This is a genomic window from Paenibacillus sp. SORGH_AS_0306, assembly GCF_030819345.1.
Taxonomy (GTDB): domain Bacteria; phylum Bacillota; class Bacilli; order Paenibacillales; family Paenibacillaceae; genus Saccharibacillus; species Saccharibacillus kyungheensis.
In genome coordinates, this window is sequence record NZ_JAUTBP010000001.1 from 3193861 (window position 1) to 3216255 (window position 22395).

The window sequence follows — 22395 nt, forward strand, 5'->3', positions numbered from 1 at the left end:
GATATGTTGCCCCAAAGGAGTCTACCTTTATGAAATCGCATCGTTATATTCCCATGACCCCACAGAATGAAGCTGAAATGTTAGAGGTGGTGGGCGCTTCTTCGATAGAGGATTTATTTACAGATATTCCAGCATCCCTTCGTTATCAAGGTACAATGCCGATGTCTGAAATGCTAGATGAGTATACACTTACTCGTCATATGTCCAGTCTTGCGGGTCAAAATGCAGATACAGATCGGTATACCAGTTTTCTTGGTGCAGGCTTATACGATCATCATTTGCCTTCTGTGATCAATCATGTGATTTCTCGCTCTGAATTTTATACAGCTTATACTCCATATCAACCAGAGATCAGTCAGGGTGAATTACAAGCGATTTTTGAATTTCAATCTTATATTTGTGAATTAACAGGGATGGCTGTTGCCAATGCAAGTATGTATGATGGTGCAACTGCTCTCGCTGAAGCGGCTTCTCTTGCAGCATCGGCTACAGGACGCAAAAAGATTATTGCTCTTTCAACGATTCATCCCGAGTCCCGCGGTGTTGTACGCAGTTATGCTCGTGGCTTGAATCTGGATGTAGTGGAAGTTCCTTATGGAGATGGAGTTACCGATATTCAAGTTCTTGCTGAAGCGATTGATGAACAGACAGCTGTAGTGCTTGTTCAATCCCCTAACTTTTTTGGCGGTATTGAAGCGATTCAAGCAGCGGCGGATCTAGCACATGCCAAAGGTGCTTTGCTAGTAGTAAGTACGAATCCAATTTCACTTGGACTACTTGAATCTCCTGGTAAGCTTGGAGCTGATATCGTTGTTGGTGATGCACAGCCACTCGGAATCTCGATGTCATTAGGTGGCCCTACTTGTGGATTCTTCGCTGTTGCTCAACCGTTAATGCGCCGTATGCCAGGACGCATTGTTGGACAGACCAAAGATATCGATGGTAAACGTGGTTTTGTATTAACATTGCAGACTCGTGAGCAACATATCCGTCGTGACAAAGCGACTTCGAATATTTGTTCTAATCAAGCATTGCTTGCGCTATGTGCATCGGTTTATCTATCTGTGATGGGTAGACAAGGTATGGTAGATGTCGCTGATCTGAATTTGCAAAAAGCACATTATGCTGCGCAAACACTATCTGCGATTCCTAATGTAACATTAGCGTTCCAATCTCCTTTTTTCAATGAGTTCGTGCTTGCTTTACCAGAAGGCACTTCAGTCGCTGATATCAATACTCAATTGTTAGCAAAAGGCATGATTGGTGGTTATGATCTAAGCTTGTCTTACCCTGAATTGTCTGGTCATATCTTATTCGCAGTCACAGAGAAACGTACCAAAGCAGAGATAGATCTATTGGCAACTGAACTGGAGGCAATCCTATGACAAACGAAACTGTAGTCCATGAGACCGTTACTTCTGTACAAGGCGCTGTTGTTACTGAAAAAGCTTTGATTTTTGAATTGAGTCAACCGGGTCGAATCGGTTATTCTTTACCAGATTGCGATGTTCCTCGGGTCGACGTATCTCAATTGATTCCACAGGAAATGCTTCGTCAAGAAGAACCTGCTTTACCTGAAGTATATGAAGTCGATGTGATTCGTCATTATACCGAATTGTCCCGTCGTAACTTTGGCGTCGATAACGGATTCTATCCACTGGGTTCTTGTACGATGAAATACAATCCTAAAGTCAATGAAGATGTAGCACGTTATGCTGGATTCGCCAAAATTCATCCGTATCAACCAGAACAAAGTATTCAAGGTGCACTGGAACTGATGCATACATTGCAAAAAGACCTTGCTGCTCTAACAGGTATGGATGCTGTGACTCTACAACCTGCTGCTGGTGCTCATGGAGAATGGACAGGTCTTATGATGATTCGTGCGTATCATGAAAAACGTGGCGAACACCGTACCAAAGTGATCGTACCTGATTCTTCGCATGGTACGAATCCTGCGAGCGCAACAGTCGCTGGATTCCAGACGATTACGATTCCTTCGACTCCAGAAGGTCTGGTTGATCTTGATGCACTTCGTGCTGCTGTTGGATCAGATACCGCTGCTCTCATGCTAACGAACCCAAACACACTTGGTCTTTTTGAAAAGCAAATCAGTGAAGTCGCTCAAATCGTCCATGAAGCTGGTGGATTACTGTATTATGATGGTGCTAACTCCAATGCGATTATGGGAATTACTCGTCCAGGTGATATGGGCTTCGATGTGGTTCATTTGAATTTACACAAAACAATGAGTACACCGCATGGTGGCGGAGGTCCTGGTGCAGGTCCTGTCGGGGTGAAAAGCAGATTGCTTCCTTTCTTACCTGAACCTGTAGTCGAAAAATTAGAAGATGGTACATTTACTCTTCGTAGCGGTTCGCCTGATTCGATCGGTCGTGTCAAAGCATACTATGGTAACTTTGGTATTCTAGTACGTGCGTATACGTATATTCGTAGCTATGGCCCAGAAGGTCTACGTAGAGTATCTGAATGTGCTGTGCTGAATGCGAACTATATGATGCACCGTCTTAAAGATCATTATGAAATGCCTTATACAAGCGTATGTAAGCATGAATTCGTGATGTCGGGTAAAGGGCTCAAACAGTACGGTATCCGTACACTGGATGTTGCCAAACGATTACTTGATTTCGGGTACCATCCACCTACTGTCTACTTCCCGCTAAATGTAGAAGAATGTATTATGATCGAACCTACCGAGACAGAAAGTAAAGAAACACTGGATGCTTTTATTGATACGATGATTCAGATCGCTGGCGAAGCGAAAGACAATCCAGAATTGTTACTGAATGCTCCTTATGGAACAGCAGTCAGACGTTTGGATGAAACAACAGCAGCTCGTAAACCAGTGTTGAACTGTGCTTGTAACTAAATAGCAACATACTAATCATCCCACCGACTTTTTATTTTGATCAAGTCGGTGGGATGATTTTTTTATAAGATGACTGATAATTGATATACTTACTTTTTCTGCCTTGATTAATTATTTATACTTTAAAGCGATCAACCATAACATTTAATTCTTTAATGTTTTCAGTAAGTAATCCTATATTGTCTGTTACTTGTTGTGACATTTTGATTTGATTTTCTACACTTGCAAGCACTTCCTGTGAGCCAGCTGCTGTTTCTTCTGTAGTAGTTGAAGCTGATTGAATAAAGTCGATAATATGTTCTTTGTTGATATTCAATTGGGTAGTCATATCCTTCATACCTAAAATAAGACTGTTCATTTCTTGAATCGATTGACCAATTTCTATAAAAGCACCGCTTGTATTTTCAACACTTTGTGATTGGTCATTTAAAGCATTCTGCGAAGCATCCATCACTTCTTTGGTTAGCGTAGTAGAAGAAATAATACGATTCAAAATATCTTGTATTTGAGTAGTTGCTTCTTTCGACTGATCTGATAATTTGCCAACTTCAGAAGCTACCACAGCAAATCCTTTACCATGTTCCCCTGCCCGAGCGGCCTCTATAGAAGCATTAAGTGCTAATAATCCTGTCTGTTTAGAAATCTCTTGAATAAGAACAGACATTTTAACAATACCATTCACTTCTGTAATCAAATGATTTAAATTGACAGAGACTTGATCGGACAAGCTTGCAAATGATTGCATATGATTTTGTAGATAGATCACTGCTTGTTCACCAGATTGCTGACGTTGACCAATCAATGTACTTAGTTTTTCTAGATGCTGTGCATGTTGGTCTGTGTGTTCAATCACAGTAGCTATTTTACGAATAGAAATAGTTCCTTGTTCAATTTCATCGTACTGACTTGCTGTAGCTTTGGTAATCGATTGTATAGCATAATCAATCTCTTTAGAAACGGTCATATTATCAATAGATGTATCATATACATTTTTGGTATGAACAGAAGTTGCTGCTGCTGTCTGTTGTACTTGAGCAATAATAGACTGTATTTTTTCGATAAATTGGTTAAATGAATTCGCTACTCGTCCAAATTCATCTTCACTTTTAACGACTAAACGTTGAGTGAGATTACCCTGTCCTTCGCTAATCGTAGACATCATTTTTTCTAATGTGCGTAATGTTTCAAATTGTCGATAGACAATCCAATAAATACATATTAAAAGCAATATCATACTTATTGTTACTACAACAAGTGTAACGTTACGGATCGTATGCAATACATTTTCAGAAGTAATTAAAACTAGAATCTGTCCATTCGATAATGTAGTTGCCAAAAGATTGGCGGCTTCGTTCTTATATGTTGTATCTTGAAGTACCCACTCTTTACTATCTTGATTTGCTTTTACAAATGTTTGCAACGTCGTTGTGCCAATATAATCAGTATCAGTCGCATATACAGGTGATGTGTCTTTATTTAAAATTGCTGAAAACAGAAGTTCATTGCCTAATTGTTGATGGAGTTCTTTTAGATACGGTTCTATTCCTGAATCAGGATTGTTACTTGCTAGTTCTGCTCCAATTCGGATAATCTTTGCCATAGCAATACCTTGAGTATCGGTTTCATCGTGAACTTGTAGAAAAATATAATACACCATAGAACAAATAATAGTACCAACAACCAACATGATAGGTAAAATAATTTTAAATTGAACAGAGAGCGTTTTAAATTTCTTTTTCTGGTTCATTGTCATTTTCTTTTTCCCCTATCGTAATCAGTTATAAATATAGATGTAGATATAACAGTTACTTCGGAAGTTAGCGGAAATCTAATTAACTTTTTTTATTTTGTTTTCAATTATTCTGCGGTATTAAAAATAATAAAAACAAAAAAAGCTGATTTCTCTGTAAAGAGAAACCAGCTAAAAGTAAATGTTGGGAAAACTATTTGTTCAAACGAAAGTTATTTAGCTATGCAAAAATCACTTTGTTTGAACGAATTCGTGCTTATAATGCTAAGCACGTAACGGAAGAAAATATTAAGCGTGGATTGCTTGTACCAGTTCAACCACTTGCTCAGCTGTTTGCATATCCAAAGCTTTAGCAGCTAATTCTTGCATGTCTGCTTTAGACAATTTAGCTAATTGGCTACGTGCTGGAAGAATAGAGCTTGCGCTCATACTGAACTCATCCAGACCTAGACCAAGTAGCAATGGAATTGCTGTAGCGTCGCCAGCCATTTCACCACACATGCCTGTCCATTTACCTTCTTTGTGAGCTGCATCGATAACCATTTTAACCAAACGCAAGATAGAAGGATTGTATGGTTGATACAGGTAAGATACCCGTTCATTCATACGATCTGCTGCCATTGTGTATTGGATCAAATCGTTTGTACCGATACTGAAGAAGTCCACTTCTTTAGCAAATTGGTCAGCAAGTACTGCTGTAGAAGGAATTTCAACCATGATGCCAAGTTGGATGTTCTCAGAAACAGCAACACCTTCAGCAACCAGTTTTTCTTTTTCTTCTAACAATACTGCTTTTGCTTCGCGGAATTCCATCAATGTTGCGATCATCGGGAACATAATACGTAGGTCACCATATACACTTGCTCTAAGCAATGCACGTAGTTGAGTACGGAAAATGTCTTGACGATCTAGACAAAGACGAATTGCACGGAATCCAAGGAATGGATTCATTTCTTTTGGAAGAACAAGGTAAGGTAGTTCTTTGTCGCCACCAATATCTAGTGTACGAACAACAACTGGTTTACCCGCCATTTTTTCCAAAACCGTTTTGTACGCATTGAATTGCACATCTTCAGAAGGCAATTCATCGCGACCCATGTATAAGAATTCTGTACGGTATAGGCCTACGCCTTCGCCGCCATTATCCAATATACCAGCCACATCGTTTGGCGTACCAATATTAGCAGCCAATTCAACATGTACACCATCTTTGGAAACTGTTACTTCATCACGCAATTTGCGCCATTCAGTAACTTGAGCTTCATACGCTGCGCCTTTAGCACGGTACTCAGCAAGAGTTGCTTCATCAGGGTTAACGATAACATTACCTTCAAGACCATCAACGATAACGATATCCCCATTTTGAATAACTTCCATAACTTCTTTTGTACCGACTACTGCTGGAATTTCCAACGAGCGAGCCATAATCGCGGAGTGAGAAGTACGTCCGCCAATATTTGTAGTGAAGCCTTTAACAAAATTACGATCCAATTGAGCTGTATCCGAAGGAGTCAAATCTTCTGCAATAATAACCACTTCTTCACGAATCTCAGCAGGACTTTGGAAGTTTACACCCATCAAGTGATTCAAGATACGCTTGCTTACATCTCTCATATCCGCAGCGCGTTCTTGAAGATAAGTGCTCTTCATATTTTCGAACATGGTTACGAATTGAGCAGCAACTTCATTTAGTGCGAACTCAGCATTAACCATTTCCATAGAAATTTTATCTTTTACAGGGCTGATCAATTCAGGATCATTCAGAATCAACAAATGTGATTCGAAAATCTCTGCTTTTTTAGCGCCCATTTCTTGTAACGTACGTTCTTTGATCGCCTCAAGTTCAGTTTTGGAAATTTCCAGCGCTGACTCAAGTTTAGCCAATTCCGCATCTGTATCGCTAATCGAGCGTTTGGTAATCTCGTATTCAGGATGTTCTAGACGGAATGCTTTGGCAATGGCGATGCCCGAAGACGCCGCGATTCCCAAAATATTAGCCATTGATTTCGCCTAGCCCTTCATTCACCATAACGTCAGTCAAAGCTTTCAATGCTGCATCTTCTTCTGCACCTTGTGTAGAAAGAACGATAACGTCACCTTGCTCAAGACCTAGAGACAATACCCCAAGGATTGATTTCAAAGTTACTTTTTTACCTTTAGCTTCTGCAAAAGATTCTGTAGAAGCAAATTTGTTAGCAGCTGTTACCAATGCTGTTGCTGGGCGTGCGTGGATACCATCTTCGTCAACGATTTTGAATGTTTTTTCCATTATAAAATTCACTCGCTTTCTTCATCATAGTAGGATAGTAAAAATAAATCATAACTAACTAATAACTAGATCATCCCTTATATTGTACAGCATTATAAAGCATGATGCACGTCTCAAAACAATTATTTTCGACTTTTTTCAGCAATCGCTAACATTATTCAGCAATATCCTGCAAATTCATGGTGTTTTTAGAAAAAATAAATCATTTTCTAAGTCTTGCTTACAATGCAGCTTAATAACAAAACTATAAGCATTTTGTAAGTTAAAGACGATAAGGATAGATTATTGCTGTAGCAAACATCATGTCGACCCTTATCGCACTTTAACTTACAAGTACGTATAGTTTGTTATTTTATATTCTTTTGAGATTCATTGCAAAAGTCGAAATGAATAACATTACTTGATTGTAACGATATTGCCTTCTCCTGTTTTCACATTACCTGTTTTGTGCAATGTTACTGTAGCACCTTCTGGTAAGTTAGAGAAAATGATCGGAGTGATAATCGATGGTGCATTAGCTTTTACATACTCCAGATCCACTTCAAGGATTGGTTGTCCAGCCATAACATCATCGCCTTCTGCAACCAATACAGTGAAACCTTGACCTTTCAATTTAACTGTATTTACGCCTACATGCACAAGAATTTCTTTACCGGCTTCAGACATAATACCGATCGCATGTTTACTAGGGAATACGTTAAATACTTTACCATTAACCGGTGAAGAGATCGTTCCGTTTGTTGGTAATACAGCGAATCCATCACCTGTCATTTTTTGTGAAAATACAGGATCTGGTACTTCACTAATATCCATCAATTCACCATCAGCAGGAGCTACGATTACTTCTTCTGCCAAAATGTTTACTTGATTCTCTGCTGTTCCTTCTGCTGGAACAGAGTCTACTGTAACTGGTGTTGGGCGTGGAGTACGTCCTGCAATAATATCTTGCATTTGTGATTTGATCGTATCAGAACGTGTTCCGAAAATCGCCTGCACATTATTACCCACTTCTAGGACACCGGAAGCGCCTAAAGATTTCAAACGATCTTTATTTACATTTTTGGGTTCTTTAACTTGAATACGTAGACGAGTAATACAAGCATCTAGACTTGAAATATTTTCTTGTCCACCAAATGCTTCAAGAATATTATGTGGCAATTCGTCTTTGCTATTACCACCACTACTTACTTCACTATCATCACCTGCCGGCGTATCTTCACGACCTGGTGTTTTCAAGTTGAATTTGCGGATTGCAAAACGGAATCCGAAGTAGTAGATAACTGCTAGTACTAGACCGACGATGATAACATCCCACCATGCAGTACGGTTAGGAATAACGCCGAACAGGATAAAGTCAATCAGACCACCTGAGAAGGTCATACCAATTTTAACGCCTAGAATTTGCATAGTCATGAAAGAAAGACCAGCGAAGATTGCATGAATACCGAACAATACTGGTGCTACGAACAAGAATGAGAATTCAAGCGGTTCAGTAATACCTGTTAAGAAAGAAGTCAATGCTGCGGAACCCATAATACCTGCAACGTATTTTTTGTGTTGTGGTTTGGATTCATGGTAGATCGCAAGTGCAGCAGCTGGAAGACCGAACATCATGAACGGGAATTTACCAGTCATAAATGTACCTGCTGTAAATGGAACACCATCACGAAGTTGCGCCATAAAGATTTTTTGGTCACCACGTACATATTGTCCTGCTTTATTTACATATTCACCAAATTCATACCAGAATGGTGAGTAGAAAATGTGATGTAGACCGAAAGGAATCAATGAACGTTCAATCACACCGAAAATAAATGCAGTTAATGTTGGGTTCGATTCAACCATACTGTGAGAAACAGTGTTCAAGAATGATTGGATTGGAGGCCATACAAGAACCATCACTAAACCCAAAATCAACGAAGTAATAGCTGTCATAATTGGTACAAAACGTTTACCTGCAAAGAATCCAAGATATGAAGGCAATTCAATACGGAAGAAACGTTTGTACATCGTTGCGGCTAGAATACCGACGATAATACCGCCGAATACGCCTGTTTGTAAGGTAGGAATACCAAGTACAGAAGCTACTGAGAAGTCACCTTTACCGACCATATCAGCTGTAACGCCCATAACTGTACCCATTGTTACGTTCATGATCAGATAACCGATAATGGCTGCGAGCCCGGCTACCCCTTCTCCTCCTGCAAGACCGACGGCTACCCCGACGGCAAAGAGTAGAGATAAGTTATCAAAAACAATTTGTCCGGAGTTCATCATTACTGTTGCAGTAATTTGAACCCAGTGTGCATTTAATGCAGGAATATACTGCAAAAAGTCAGGGTTAACCAGCATGTTACCAAAACCAAGCAACAAACCTGCTGCTGGCAAGATTGCCACTGGAAGCATCAATGCTCTACCTACTTTTTGCAAAACGCCAAACAGACGTCTAAACAATACCGCCACTTCCCCTCGAATAGTATAAATAGTATATTGTTGCTTCAACAAATTAAAGCGGAAAGCCACAAAAAAAGGCACGAGTGAACAACGCATCTGATAGGATAAGGATCTCGGTACATAAGGATAGACTACCCCTGTGTGCTTACAGCCTTACATCAAATACTTTGTTAACTCATGCCTGATCGAATCAGTAACACGTTAAAAAATCCGCTATTCATTTGTTGATTACGTTCTGAATTATAGCACCCACTTTTTAAATCTGCAAGCCTTTTCAATAAAAAAGGTTAAATGAATTTTGAATCTATTCTTGCGTACTTTCCTCTTCTTCTTCACGCTTCTCGACAAACCGTTGTAAATGCATGGTCAGGTAGCTTACTTCTGCTTTATAGACTGGTCGGCGTAATCGTTTTTCCATCATCTTTGTTAATTTCCATGATAACGAATACACTTCGGGATATTCCATTTTGAGCATTTCTTCTAAGCGATGAGTAGCGGCTACTTTCTCACCTCTACGGATACGTTCGATTGCAAATCGCAAATGAGTAAGCAACCGCGAATAATCCAGCGTATCTCCTGTAATCGAAATTTTGAGACTATCTTCGATAACTTTGACCATATCGGCAATCAGACGAGAATCGGCTTTGATCGCTGTGATATGTTGATCAGTTAGTGCACTATAAATATGCAGTGCTACAAAACCAATCTCATCTTCTTCTAAAGCTACACCTAGCTTGTCATGAATTATTTCTAACGCATGAGCAGCTAATTTATATTCTAACGGATACATTTCTCGCGTCTCATATAGAAAAGGATTCTGAATCGTCATCCCTTGCTCAGCACGCTTAATTGCAAATGCAATATGATCGGTTAAAGCAATATGAATATGTTCATTCAGTGGAGTCTTACTTTCAGAATTAATATAATAAATAATTTCGTTAATGACTTCGATAATACGCTCATCGATCTGAACTGCGAGTTGCTTGTATTGTTCCTGTTCTTGCTCATTGGTTAAAATAAACATCTTCTCGACAACATCCAAAGGAATCACATCACGCGCTTTACGGTTAAAACCGATTCCTTTACCGATCACCACAACTTCTTCATACTGAGGATGATCAGCAATAATAACGTTATTATTCAGCACTTTAGCCACAAGTAGGCTGCTCACATTTGCACCCCTTTTACGATCACCTTCATCCCGTAAAGTTACCAAAAATTCACCATCTAGTCAATACAATCTACTCGTTAGTTATGTATACAAAGAAGACGACAAATCCCTTGATGAATAAGGATTTGTCGTCTCGGCATCATTGAAAGCAAGTTTGCTTTATAGCATGATTGTTACATATAAATCTTCCATTATCATTCTTGTTCACTGGAAATTCCGATTCCTGTGGATGTTGTTGCACGATCTTGATCGTGTGAGCTTTGGGTTGGAAGTGCCAATATAGCTTCAGGACGGGCTGTCTGTTGGGTATGGTTATTTGCATTTACGCCAGCCGTAGTGTTAGAAGTACTAGGTTGAGCTTGCTGAGATTTGCCACCTGCAAATCCTTTAATTAATTCTTCTATATCGAGTCCCGATACACTTTTCAGCATTTCTGGAGCGGTCGCCATCAGTTCTGTCACATAGTTACTAACTCTTGTTGCTCCGCCGCCTTCGCCTTTACCTGTATCAACAACTGTTAATTTATCAATCGCACTGATTGGTTCTGCAATTTTACCTGCTAATTCAGGTAGCATTTTGGCAACTAGATCAAGTATAGCGGCTTGTCCATAATTTTCGAATGCTTCTGCTAATTTCTGCTTCGCTTCGGCTTCGGCGAGACCGCGTAGACGAATCACTTCAGCTTCAGCTGTACCTTTAGCACGTTCAGCATCGGCTTCCGCTTGTCCGGCTAGACGTTGTTGTTCCGCAGACGCTTTGGCTTCTGTTTCTATCGAATATTGATGAGCTTCTGCTTGACGCATTTTACGAGCTTTTTCCGCTTCGGCTGCTTGTTCCACCGAGAAACGATCGGCTTCAGCTTTTTTCTTCACTTCTGCATCATAGTATTTCTCACGTACTGTAATTTCTCGTTCTTGTAGATCTATTTCACGCTCTTTACGAACCAATTCGATCTTCATTTGCTCTTCCATCATAATTTGTTTGGCTTTGGCTTCTTGAATATGATAGGCCTGATCGGCTTCGGCTCTTGCAGTATCTTGATCTTTTTTAAATGAAGCTACTTTTAATTCTTTTTCTTTGGAAGCTTCAGCTATATTGGTATCTCTAAGCAATTCTGCTTTTTGCCCGGCTTCTTCTGCCAGTGCTTTCTGCACCCTAGAATCTCGAACAGCTTCGGCTTCAGCGATTTCTGCATCTCTTTTCACTGCGGCGATTCGAGGTTTACCAAGCGACTCCAGATATCCATGCTTATCGCGTATATCTTTAATTGTAAATGAGACGATTTGTAAACCCATCTTTTTTAGATCACGAGCAGCGACACTTTGTACTTCTTGCGCAAATCGATCACGATTCCGATACACTTCTTCTACGGTCATCGAACCCATAATCGAACGCAGATGCCCTTCTAATACTTCTTGGGCTTCGGCTTGTAACGCTTGAATGGGCTTACCCATAAATTGTTCTGCTGCTGTAGCCACATCTTCTACAGAACTGCCGATTTTGATAATAGCTACTCCATCGGCAAGTACAGGAACGCCTTGTTCAGTGTACACTTCAGGCGTTGTTACATCCAGTTTGTGCGATAACAACGATAGAAATTCAGACTTTTGAAACACAGGTAAAATAAATGCACCACCACCGCGTACAATCTTAATTTTGCGCCCTGCTCCATCATCTGAGATATTACGGCTTCCCAAAAAAGAACCGGTAACCACCATTGCTTCGTCTGTACTTACTGTTTTGTACCTCGCCCAGAATGTAATACCAAGTACGATCAATACTACAATCACAATCGCAGGTACAACAATCATTTCGTTCAAAAATGCCATAATCCTCGCCCCTTTTGGTTTGATATAGGCTTGCTTTGCCAAAAAGCTGTTATACTGCTCTCACACTACTATTCCTTATAATGAATCTTCTAAAAGCGATATACCTAATGTTCCTTCTTTTTCTTCTACGATCACTACCCGCATACCGGAGGCAATAGCACAACGATCGAAACTGTATGCAATATGTAACGTGTTGCCACCTGTAAGCTTAATCATGACCTCACCGTATCCCACTTGAGGAATCGGGATAGTCACTTCTCCTATACGACCAATCATTTCTTGAATCGAATAACTTGTCGATACTTCACTATGTTCCATTGGTTTGACATAGACAAAAAATACAAACATTCCTCCAACAACAGCAATCAAAAGTGCAAGCAGTATAACAGCGAAAGGAGCGAAAGAACTGTAACGTATTAACATGATTCCTGCTCCACCGAACAACGTAACAGCCGCCGCTAAAATAACAGGCTTAAACAGGTCAAATCCAGGCAGATCTATACCGCCTAACACATCACCAAGCAAGTCACCGAATAACAGACTGAATAATGCATACAAAGCACCGGTGATCAAGCAAATCCAAAATAGCGTTTCCATTTCTGTTCGCTCCTTTCTTTGATTTGACGTAAAAAGGCGATATTCAGCCCTTTTCCACCATTTTTTGACTTTATACCTATATTTACGTATTGTTGGTAAGAAAAGTTTCAATTTTTTACGATATAGACAAAAAAAGCTGTTTATTCCTTATCATGACTGACAGGAATAAACAGCTCGAACATGTATGATTGTATTAATAAATGGAGAAATTATAGAGACATGCTATAGATTTTACGCACATCTTCTGCTTCTAGCTTGTTAAAGTTACCAAATGCGCCAAATTTCATCGCTTTGTCTACCATTACATCGATTTGGCTATCATCGATTTCATAATCTGCTAGACGGCTAGGTGCATCGATTGAAGTCCAGAAGTCGCGCAATGCTTGAATACCTTCATTTGCTACTTCTTCATCGCTTTTACCTGTTGGATCTACATTGAATACATTCACTGCTAATTTAGCAAAACGAGCAGGATTCACTTGCAAGTTGTGTTGCATCCAGTTCGGGAACAAGATCGCTAGTCCACCACCATGAGGGATATCATATACAGCCGATACAGCATGCTCAATATTATGAGTCGCCCAGTCTCCGTTGTAACCCATATTCACTACACCATTCAACGCCATTGTACCTGCGTACATTACAGTTGAACGTAATTCAAAGTTTTGTAGGTCATTGATCAATTTAGGGCCAGCATCAATAACTCCACGTAGAATCGATTCACAGAATCCATCTTGAATATCTGTATTTTTTTCAGCATGGAAATAGTGTTCCAGTACATGAGACATCATATCTACGATACCATAGACTGTTTGATCTTTTGGCAAAGAATATGTGTTTTCTGGATCAAGAATAGAGAATGCTGGGAATGAATAAGCACTACCCCAACCTAATTTTTCTTGTGTTTCTGTATTTGTAATTACAGAACCGCTGTTCATTTCTGAACCTGTTGCTGCCATTGTTAATACGGTACCTAGTGGCAATGCATCTGTAGGAGCTGCTTTGCGTTGTGCAAAATCCCACATGTCACCATCATATTTTGCACCTACAGCAATTGCTTTGGCACAGTCCAGTACGCTACCGCCACCAACAGCAAGAATTAGATCAATATTGTTGGATTTGCACAAGTCTACACCTTTGTGTACTGTGCTCAAACGTGGATTCGGTTCTACGCCAGCAAGTTCAGTTACATTAGCTCCTGCTTCGTTCAAATAACCGATCACTTTGTCATATAGACCTGCACGTTTGATACTACCGCCACCATATACAAGCAATACGTTTTTACCGTAGTTACCTACTTCTCTTTTCAACTTTTCCAGTTGACCTTTACCAAAAATAAGACGGGTTGGATTATAAAATTCAAATGAATTCATTCAAAATGCCTCCTTGGGATATAACGATTAGTAGATAAAGTTATCCTTCTCTACACATATAAAAATACATCTAACACCTAAACTGTAGGATCACTGTTGTAATAAGTTATAAGTAAGTTACCGTTCCTCAGCCCTTTACAATTATATACCTTATACACATAAAAACAAAGTTTTCCGATCAAACTGCTTTTAACATCAATTTGATACAATTATATTTATCGAAACCATAAAAAAATCTACTACCTCTTATCATTACCCAGAGATAGTAGATTGACTAGCATATAATTTAACTTTTTAACACATAATTCATACGAGTAATAAAACGACGGAACGCTTTGCGTCCTTCATCATTGCGTTTGTATACACCTGCATGCTCTAAAATCTCAGCAAACTTCGTACCGACTTCATCTTGAATCGTTAAAGTCGCTTGATCGTGATCCAGCTCTGTACCGTATGCTTCTACTAGATGTTCAATCCATAACAAATGTATGGCTAATGGGTGATCAGGTTGTTGTCTGATCATTTCCAATAGGGCGATATCTCCTGTCAAAATAGAAGCAATCTGATCCAATTCTTCTTTCAATCGACCTGGTAAAATCGCTAAACCCATCACTTCAATCAATCCGATATTTTCACGCTTCAAATGGTGCATCTCAGGATGAGGATGGAAAATACCATCTGGATATTGTTCATTGGTGCGGTTATTACGCAGTACAAGATCAATCTCATATTGTCCATCACGACGACGAACAATCGGAGTGACTGTATTGTGACGAACCGGTTCTCCATTTTGGATCGTTGATGCTAGAATATCCACTTCAGCGTCACTGTATTGTTTCCACGCTTCATAGATATCATTAGCTGAATTCAACAATAAAGAAGAATTGTTCGCACGTAGACGCACTACAGACATCGGCCAGTTGACCAATTCTAATGTAATATCATCATCATGAACAGTATGACCATACACTTCTTCTACTGTTGCTTGTTCGATCGGGAATGTATGTCGTCCACCCTGAAAATGATCATGTGTTAGAATCGAACCGCCTACGATCGGCAAATCTGCATTAGAACCGAGGAAATAATGCGGGAATTCATCGACAAAATCGAGCAAACGACGGAATGTATCTTTTGTTAATTTCATCGGTACATGATCATGATGCAGCACGATACAATGTTCGTTGTAATACACATAAGGCGAATACTGGAACAACCATGATTCTCCATTCAATTGTAGCGGAATCACGCGTAAATTTTGTCTGGCTGGATGATTGATACGTCCGGCATAACCTACATTTTCGCGACACAACTGACATTTTGGATACGATGGTGGAGGCATTAATTTCGCCAAAGCAATTTCGGCTGACGTCTTCTCAGGCTTAGATAGATTGATCGTCATTTCCATTTCACCGTAGGAAGTTGGTTGTTTCCAATATACATTTTTGGAGACACGATCCATCCGAATATAGTTAGAATTGATCGACAATTGATAAAATTCACTTGTTGCCGATTCAATGCCTTCACGATCTAATGTATCGAAAAAATCACCTGTTACTTCAGATGGGCGAGCCATCAGTAGTCCCATAATTTCTGCGTCCATCAGATCACGGTACGTATCTGTATTTTCAGCTAGTAATCCGATACTATACGCATAATCGATCAACGTATCTAACATGACTTGAGGTTCTGCTGCTGCTTGTCCTTGAGCGACCATATGAATAGCAGGTACATCTGGATTATAAGGCTCATCGAAATGGAATTGTTTTAACAATAGATTCCGTCCGTAATCGATATCTGCTCCTTTGATCAATCCTTTATCAAATGCGAACTTAATCAGTTCATCTATCGCAAGTAATGCACTATTTTGTTCTGTTGTACGTTCTACTGGATTACTCATGATCACCATATCCTTGTGGATGAGATTCGTGCCATTGCCATGCACCACTGATAATATCTTCTAATTGATTATAAGAAGGCTTCCAACCCAGTACAGAGCGTGCTTTTTCTGAAGAAGCTACTAATACTGCTGGATCACCACTACGACGTGCTTCAAATTTCACAGGAATATCGCGTCCAGTCACTTTGACCGCTGTCTCAATCACTTGTTTAACCGAGAATCCCTGACCATTACCTAGATTGAATACATTGCTTGCACCATCATTGTTCAAATACTCTACCGATTTGATATGAGCATCTGCTAGATCACTTACATGGATATAATCACGTACACATGTGCCATCTTCTGTTGGATAATCTTCACCGAATACCGAGATAAATTCACGTTGACCTAGCGCTGTCTGTAGTACCAAAGGAACCAAATGAGATTCTGGACGATGATCTTCTCCAATTTTGCCACTGATATGTGCACCTGCGGCATTGAAGTAACGCAATGCTACATAACGAATACCATGTACTTTATCGAACCAATTCATCATGCGTTCCATCATTAACTTGGTTTCGCCGTACACGTTAGCCGGTTCTGTACGATCGCTTTCTTCAATAGGTACTTTTTCTGGTTCGCCATACGTTGCCGCTGTTGAAGAAAATACGATTTTTTTCACGCCTGCTTGTTGCATCGCGTCCAGTAGACACATGGCTCCGTAGACATTGTTATCATAATATTTGAAAGGATTCTGCATACTTTCGCCTACTAATGAGCTGGCTGCAAAGTGAATGACTGCTGTAATTTCATTTTCTGCAAAAATACGTGCTAGCAATTCTTTATCACGTAGATCACCTTCATACAATGTACCACCTAACAGTGCTTCACGGTGCCCTGTTAATAAATTATCAATCACCACTACTTCTTCTCCACGCTCTAATAAATCCGCTACCGTATGTGATCCGATATAACCTGCTCCACCTGTTACTAATATTGCCATTTCATTCGCCTCCTAATAGTAGTATATCCGCTGATGTCTAGTGTAACGCTCTTTTGTGAAGAGCATATAAACAACAGATTTGCACAATACATTGATTTGAGAAAAGCTGATACTGATCTATATGTAGATCATAATGAACAGTATCGATGTGACCTTATGTCTTTAATGACTAATTATGATTATACTGAATAAATATACATTTTGCGCGGTGATATCAAATAAAAGATACTCTTTTCGCCTTTATTTGCTTTAAATAATATGTTTTTGAATCTTTGGCTTGAACTAAGTATACTATATGAATATCATAAGATGTAATGAATAGATGTGTGATCTATATGGACAAATGTGACTTCGACTGTGGAATAGTAAAAAGGAGTGCTTTGTAATGGCAAACGCCAAAACGTATCAAGTTTCACCTAATCCTATTTTTCATGATCAAGGAGCTTTGTATGTATTGTTTGCTGGCGAAAGTCAGACCGCTCCTGATCATCGACTGGGTCCCAAAATATATGATTATTATTTGCTTCACTATATCGAAAGTGGTCATGGGCAATTTATTACTGAAGAACGCACGTATCATCTTTCTAAAGGCGATCTATTTTTGATTCATCCCGGTCAACTGGTTAGTTATATTTCAGATCAAGAGCAACCGTGGCATTATCGCTGGCTTGCTTTTGCCGGACAACATGCGACTCCTTTAGTAGAACAGGTAGGATTCACTCTACATGCTCCGATTGCTCGTTCTGGTGATCAAGAACGAATCGGTGCTTATTTGGAACAATTGCTTGTATCATTTGCCAGTCAAAAAGAAAGCTCTGATCTTGCCGCACTGGGATATCTTCATCTTATTTTGGCAGAGGTCAGTGAATTGATGATGCAACAGTCTGTACTCCCTGGCACGCAATCGATGACCCGTCGTATCGTTAAGCAAATGATTCATTATATGTCCAGTCAATATGCTCATCCTGTATCGATTGAAGATATGTGCAACAGTCTCGGTTATAATCGTGCGTATATGTCTCGCATTTTCAAAAAAGAAACGGGCATGACACCTGTAACCTATCTGCTCAAATTACGAATCGATAAAGCTCGTCAATTATTGCGAGAACGTCCAGAGTTATCTACCCAACAGATTGCGGCATCGGTAGGTTTGACAGATGCTCTTTATTTTTCCAAACAGTTCAAACGATTTTATCAAGTGTCGCCTACTGGATATCGAGCTTCTGTTCATCAATACAAACATCAATAATGTTGTAGCATACATAGATAGGCTCGTGATAGTGATCATAGGTATACAGAGACTATCATAACCGGGAGGAGACCATGAGATATGAATAAAAAAGAACAAGTACTGACTGATTTTCGAGACTTATTTAGTAAACTGGTCTGGCTAAATAAGCTTAAAATGGAAAGTACTCTTCATGATTATAAGCCTTCTGAAGTACACTGTATCGAATATATTGGTAACCATGCCGATGCAAATGTCACTAAGATGGCAGAGTCTATGTATATGACCAGAGGAGCCATCAGTAAAATCACTAAAAAGCTAATCGACAAACAACTGATCGAAAGCTATCAGAAACCAGATAATAAAAAAGAAATTTATTTCAAACTTACATCCCAAGGAAGTCAAATCAAACAAGCGCATGATCAATTACATCAAGAATTTGAAGAACGAGATCAAGTAGTATTTGAACAAGTCACCGATGAACAATTTGATCATATGCTTCAATTTATACAACGATACAGTGACCATTTAGATGATGAAATTAAAAAGCTAGATCATAGTCCAAAGTCTGAATAAACAGATACAGTATCAAAATATAAGATCTATCCGAGACAACGACTCTTTCTCAAGAGCAAGTTGTCTTTTTTCTATATTTATTTTTGTTGACAAGGAAACAAAATAATAATATTATAAATTTGTTTCCTAGGAATCAATATAAAATCATAAGGAGAGATGACTATTGGCTACATCTCATCATGCACAACCTATCGAACCATCTGTAAATAAACATGCTTTACGCTTTGGACTGATTTCTGTATTTCTGTGCGGACTTGGATTCAGTATTATAACGCCTGTCGTGCCTTTTTTAGTTCAACCGTATGTCCATTCTTCATCAGAACAAGCGATTATGGTAACACTGTTGATGTCTGTATATGCTCTTTGTGTGTTTCTGGCTGCGCCTGTACTTGGAGCGTTAAGTGATAAATACGGTCGTCGTCCTATTCTGTTATTATGTCTTTTCGGTTCAGCTATCGGATATTTGATTTTTGGTATTGGTGGAGCGTTATGGGTACTATTTGTAGGGCGAATTATCGAAGGTATCACAGGGGGAAGTATCAGTACGATCTTTGCTTACTTTGCAGATATTATACCTTCACAACAACGAACCAAATATTTTGGATGGTTAGGTGCGATTGTAGGTGTAGCGACTATCATCGGCCCTACATTAGGCGGATTACTCGCTAAATTTGATTATGCATTCCCTTTATACTTTGGAGCTGTTATCACATTGTTAAATATGTTGTATGGATTCTTTTTTATGCCAGAAAGTCTTGCACAGCAACATCGACAACCAGAGATCACTCTACAAAAGTTAAATCCTTTTTCTCAACTTGCTAGCCTGCTTTCGACGAAATACTTGAGTCGATTATTGATATCTGCTTTTTTACTCTGGATTCCAAATGGATCTTTGCAAGCGATCTTCTCTCAATTGACGATAGATACATTTCAGTGGAAACCGGTATTGATCGGACTGATGTTTTCCATACTTGGTATTCAAGATATTATTTCTCAAGGTCTGATTATGCCCCAACTGTTGAAAAAATACAGTGATCAACAAATCGTTACATTTGGTATGATCGCCGAAATTATAGGTTATGGACTGATTGCATTATCAATTGGATTCACGTATTATCCTCTTTTTATCGCAGGGCTGTTTGTATTTGGCTGTGGTGATTCTATCTTCGGACCTGCATTTAACGGAATGCTTTCCAAATCTGTCGATGCAAGTGAACAAGGGAGAATTCAAGGAGGAAGTCAATCGATCCAAGCTTTGGCTAGAATGATCGGTCCACTTATTGGAGGTCAATTGTATATTTTACTCGGTCATGCTGCTCCTGCTTGGTTAGGAATCATACTGATTGTATTAGCTATCATGGTTCTGCACAAAGGAGTAAAGACTGTACAGCAAAAAGGCTTTGGAACGTAACCACGTTCTAAAGCCTTTTTAACTTAAAAATGAAAAATAATTATATTATTTTGTTATCCAAACTTCTACTCTAACTTACTTATTTTCGTCTGCTTGCAAAATCGAATCAATACGATCCAATTCAGCTTGAGTAAAATCAAGATTGTTTAGTGCAGCTACATTTTCTTCAATCTGAGAAACACGACTTGCACCGATAAGAGCAGAGGTTAATTTGCCTCCACGTAATGCCCATGCTAATGCTAATTGAGCTAGACTTTGTCCACGCTCTGAAGCTACTTCGTTAAGAGCTTGTGCTTTGCGAATACTTTCCGGTGTAATCGAATCTTCACTTAAAAAGACAGACGAACCGGCTGCTCGTGAATCTTCAGGTACACCGTTCAGATATTTGCTCGTTAACAATCCTTGTGCTAGCGGACAGAACGCAATACTTCCTGTACCTGTTTCTTCCAGCACATCTTGCAAACCATCTTCGATCCAACGATTAACCATAGAATAATTAGGCTGATGAATAGTCAATGGTGTACCTAATTGTTTTAAGATAGAAGCCGCTTCTCGTGTTTGTTCTGCGGAATAACTAGAGATTCCTGCATACAAAGCTTTACCCGAACGTACAGCATAATCTAATGCCATCATCGTTTCTTCTAAAGGAGTCTCTGGATCAAAACGGTGAGAATAGAAAATATCAACATAATCTAGTTTCATCCGTTTAAGACTTTGATCTAGACTGGATAATAAGTTTTTGCGAGAACCCCATTCTCCATAAGGGCCTGGCCACATATAATAACCGGCTTTGGTCGAAATAATCATCTCATCCCGATAAGCCGCAAGGTCTTGCTTCAATACTTGTCCAAATGTTTCTTCTGCCGAACCAGCAGGAGGGCCGTAGTTATTCGCTAGATCAAAATGCGTAATTCCTATATCAAAAGAACGCGTGATCATTTCACGACTGTTCTCATAGACGTTAATTCCGCCAAAATTATGCCACAATCCTAACGAAATCGCTGGTAATTTTAATCCCGAACGACCGCTACGATTGTATTTCATCTCTTCATAACGCTTTTCTGAAGCTACATAGACCACAATAACCCCTACCCTTCTTCAAGCAAAATAGATATATTCACATCTTCCAAATCATAGCGTAAGCGTTACCATTATGCAAATAAATTCATTTCGCTAAACTTATATTAGAGGCGCTGTTGTACTTGCTCCATCACACTGCCCATTGGATCGGTAATCAACAAATCAGCATGACGATCATGACCTGTCGGTGAAGCATTCAGTAATACTGTATGTTGACCGCGGAAATAAGAAACCAATCCTGCTGCTGGATACACAGTTAGCGAAGTTCCCCCAATCAACAATAAATCCGCTTGAGATAATACCGCCACTGTTTGCTCTAATACAGCTTGATCCAATGATTCTCCGTATAATACAACATCCGGTCTGATCACACCTTGATCAATAGGACAACGTGGCAATCCTGATTGAGCCAAAACATCTTCTAATGTATATTGTCGCTTACATGTTGTGCAGTAATTACGATGAATAGAACCATGCAATTCCAACACTTTTTGATTACCTGCCATCTGGTGCAGACCGTCTATATTTTGCGTAATAATAGATAATAATTTGCCTTGCTTTTCTAACAAAGCTAATACATGATGTACCGGATTAGGCTTGGCTTGTGGATGGATTAATTTACTGCGATAAAATTTCAAAAAATAACTCTGTTTCTTTTTCAAAAAAAGAACGACTTAACATTTCTTCAGGCGAATATCCTCTTTTGCCATTTTCACTATATAATCCTTGTGCCGAGCGAAAATCAGGGATACCACTTTCTGTCGATGTACCTGCTCCACCGAAAAAGACAATTTTTTTGGATTGTTGTATCCATTCTGTTAATTGTTCTATGTTATCCATTATTGTATGCTCCTCTCTATTTCCTTTTATCTATTTTTTATCATG

16 protein-coding genes and 1 pseudogene are annotated in these 22395 nt (G+C 39.3%); 5 read left to right on the top strand and 12 right to left on the bottom strand.

What is annotated here, in order from left to right:
* Window positions 1-29: 29 nt before the first annotated feature.
* Both gcvPA and gcvPB read left to right on the top strand, forming a co-directional pair.
* The gene (gene gcvPA / locus QE450_RS13825; RefSeq protein WP_274172083.1) at window positions 30-1385 is read left to right on the top strand and encodes an aminomethyl-transferring glycine dehydrogenase subunit GcvPA; all 1356 of its coding nucleotides are present in this window, start codon (window positions 30-32) and stop codon (window positions 1383-1385) included.
* Window positions 1382-2890, top strand: coding sequence for an aminomethyl-transferring glycine dehydrogenase subunit GcvPB (gene gcvPB / locus QE450_RS13830; protein ID WP_274172082.1), 1509 nt, complete (start codon window positions 1382-1384; stop codon window positions 2888-2890). Before gcvPA ends, gcvPB begins: the two co-directional genes overlap by 4 nt.
* Before the next feature lie 115 nt (window positions 2891-3005).
* Here gcvPB and QE450_RS13835 read toward each other — a convergent pair whose 3' ends face one another.
* From QE450_RS13835 to galE, 10 genes are all read right to left on the bottom strand, one after another.
* Window positions 3006-4643, bottom strand: coding sequence for a methyl-accepting chemotaxis protein (locus QE450_RS13835; RefSeq protein ID WP_307299844.1), 1638 nt, complete (start codon window positions 4641-4643; stop codon window positions 3006-3008).
* 285 nt (window positions 4644-4928) lie between these two features.
* Window positions 4929-6641: a phosphoenolpyruvate--protein phosphotransferase gene (gene ptsP / locus QE450_RS13840; protein ID WP_307299847.1), complete on the bottom strand. Its 1713-nt coding sequence runs from the start codon at window positions 6639-6641 to the stop codon at window positions 4929-4931.
* Window positions 6634-6909 (bottom strand): HPr family phosphocarrier protein, encoded by a 276-nt coding sequence (locus QE450_RS13845; protein ID WP_069329214.1) that lies wholly within the window; start codon window positions 6907-6909, stop codon window positions 6634-6636. Before QE450_RS13845 ends, ptsP begins: the two co-directional genes overlap by 8 nt.
* A gap of 396 nt (window positions 6910-7305) precedes the next feature.
* Entirely contained in the window at window positions 7306-9363 is a 2058-nt protein-coding gene (gene ptsG / locus QE450_RS13850) for a glucose-specific PTS transporter subunit IIBC (RefSeq protein ID WP_307299850.1), read from the bottom strand.
* Between the two features lie 304 nt (window positions 9364-9667).
* Window positions 9668-10534 carry a glucose PTS transporter transcription antiterminator GlcT gene (gene glcT, locus QE450_RS13855; protein WP_273613317.1) on the bottom strand — a complete coding sequence of 289 codons (867 nt, stop codon included), beginning with the start codon at window positions 10532-10534 and terminating at the stop codon, window positions 9668-9670.
* Window positions 10535-10728: 194 nt separating this feature from the next.
* Complete coding sequence (locus tag QE450_RS13860; RefSeq protein ID WP_307299855.1) at window positions 10729-12363, bottom strand: flotillin lipid rafts scaffold protein FloT; 1635 nt, start codon at window positions 12361-12363, stop codon at window positions 10729-10731.
* Window positions 12364-12438: 75 nt separating this feature from the next.
* Entirely contained in the window at window positions 12439-12960 is a 522-nt protein-coding gene (locus QE450_RS13865; protein ID WP_307299858.1) for an NfeD family membrane protein, read from the bottom strand.
* A gap of 209 nt (window positions 12961-13169) precedes the next feature.
* Window positions 13170-14333 (bottom strand): iron-containing alcohol dehydrogenase, encoded by a 1164-nt coding sequence (locus QE450_RS13870; RefSeq protein ID WP_273613320.1) that lies wholly within the window; start codon window positions 14331-14333, stop codon window positions 13170-13172.
* Window positions 14334-14619: 286 nt separating this feature from the next.
* Window positions 14620-16230 carry a UDP-glucose--hexose-1-phosphate uridylyltransferase gene (locus QE450_RS13875; protein WP_307299863.1) on the bottom strand — a complete coding sequence of 537 codons (1611 nt, stop codon included), beginning with the start codon at window positions 16228-16230 and terminating at the stop codon, window positions 14620-14622.
* Window positions 16223-17215, bottom strand: a complete 993-nt coding sequence (gene galE, locus QE450_RS13880; protein WP_273613322.1) for a UDP-glucose 4-epimerase GalE — start codon at window positions 17213-17215, stop codon at window positions 16223-16225. The genes QE450_RS13875 and galE overlap by 8 nt, the downstream gene beginning before the upstream one ends.
* A gap of 385 nt (window positions 17216-17600) precedes the next feature.
* Here galE and QE450_RS13885 point away from each other — a divergent pair, with 385 nt between their 5' ends.
* From QE450_RS13885 to QE450_RS13895, 3 genes are all read left to right on the top strand, one after another.
* Window positions 17601-18464 carry an AraC family transcriptional regulator gene (locus QE450_RS13885; protein WP_307299868.1) on the top strand — a complete coding sequence of 288 codons (864 nt, stop codon included), beginning with the start codon at window positions 17601-17603 and terminating at the stop codon, window positions 18462-18464.
* An 81-nt stretch (window positions 18465-18545) separates the two neighbouring features.
* Window positions 18546-19019 (top strand): MarR family transcriptional regulator, encoded by a 474-nt coding sequence (locus QE450_RS13890; RefSeq protein WP_307299871.1) that lies wholly within the window; start codon window positions 18546-18548, stop codon window positions 19017-19019.
* Window positions 19020-19182: 163 nt separating this feature from the next.
* On the top strand, window positions 19183-20430 hold the full coding sequence (locus QE450_RS13895) for an MFS transporter (RefSeq protein WP_307299873.1): 1248 nt from the start codon (window positions 19183-19185) through the stop codon (window positions 20428-20430).
* A 75-nt stretch (window positions 20431-20505) separates the two neighbouring features.
* Here the strand turns inward: QE450_RS13895 and mgrA are convergent, their stop codons facing one another.
* Together mgrA and QE450_RS13905 are read right to left on the bottom strand one after the other, a co-directional pair.
* On the bottom strand, window positions 20506-21510 hold the full coding sequence (gene mgrA, locus QE450_RS13900) for an L-glyceraldehyde 3-phosphate reductase (RefSeq protein WP_273613326.1): 1005 nt from the start codon (window positions 21508-21510) through the stop codon (window positions 20506-20508).
* Window positions 21511-21614: 104 nt separating this feature from the next.
* Window positions 21615-22350 (bottom strand): annotated as a pseudogene (locus QE450_RS13905) (NAD-dependent protein deacylase).
* Window positions 22351-22395: the final 45 nt, after the last annotated feature.

Excerpts from the sequence above, each read along its gene's own strand:
- gcvPA (WP_274172083.1), top strand. The coding sequence starts at position 30 with ATGAAATCGCATCGTTATATTCCCATGACCCCACAGAATGAAGCTGAA.
- QE450_RS13875 (WP_307299863.1), bottom strand. The coding sequence starts at position 16,230 with ATGAGTAATCCAGTAGAACGTACAACAGAACAAAATAGTGCATTACTT.
- QE450_RS13860 (WP_307299855.1), bottom strand. The coding sequence starts at position 12,363 with ATGGCATTTTTGAACGAAATGATTGTTGTACCTGCGATTGTGATTGTA.
- galE (WP_273613322.1), bottom strand. The coding sequence starts at position 17,215 with ATGGCAATATTAGTAACAGGTGGAGCAGGTTATATCGGATCACATACG.
- QE450_RS13890 (WP_307299871.1), top strand. The coding sequence starts at position 18,546 with ATGAATAAAAAAGAACAAGTACTGACTGATTTTCGAGACTTATTTAGT.
- QE450_RS13865 (WP_307299858.1), bottom strand. The coding sequence starts at position 12,960 with ATGGAAACGCTATTTTGGATTTGCTTGATCACCGGTGCTTTGTATGCA.
- QE450_RS13835 (WP_307299844.1), bottom strand. The coding sequence starts at position 4,643 with ATGACAATGAACCAGAAAAAGAAATTTAAAACGCTCTCTGTTCAATTT.
- QE450_RS13870 (WP_273613320.1), bottom strand. The coding sequence starts at position 14,333 with ATGAATTCATTTGAATTTTATAATCCAACCCGTCTTATTTTTGGTAAA.
- gcvPB (WP_274172082.1), top strand. The coding sequence starts at position 1,382 with ATGACAAACGAAACTGTAGTCCATGAGACCGTTACTTCTGTACAAGGC.
- ptsP (WP_307299847.1), bottom strand. The coding sequence starts at position 6,641 with ATGGCTAATATTTTGGGAATCGCGGCGTCTTCGGGCATCGCCATTGCC.
- QE450_RS13845 (WP_069329214.1), bottom strand. The coding sequence starts at position 6,909 with ATGGAAAAAACATTCAAAATCGTTGACGAAGATGGTATCCACGCACGC.
- QE450_RS13885 (WP_307299868.1), top strand. The coding sequence starts at position 17,601 with ATGGCAAACGCCAAAACGTATCAAGTTTCACCTAATCCTATTTTTCAT.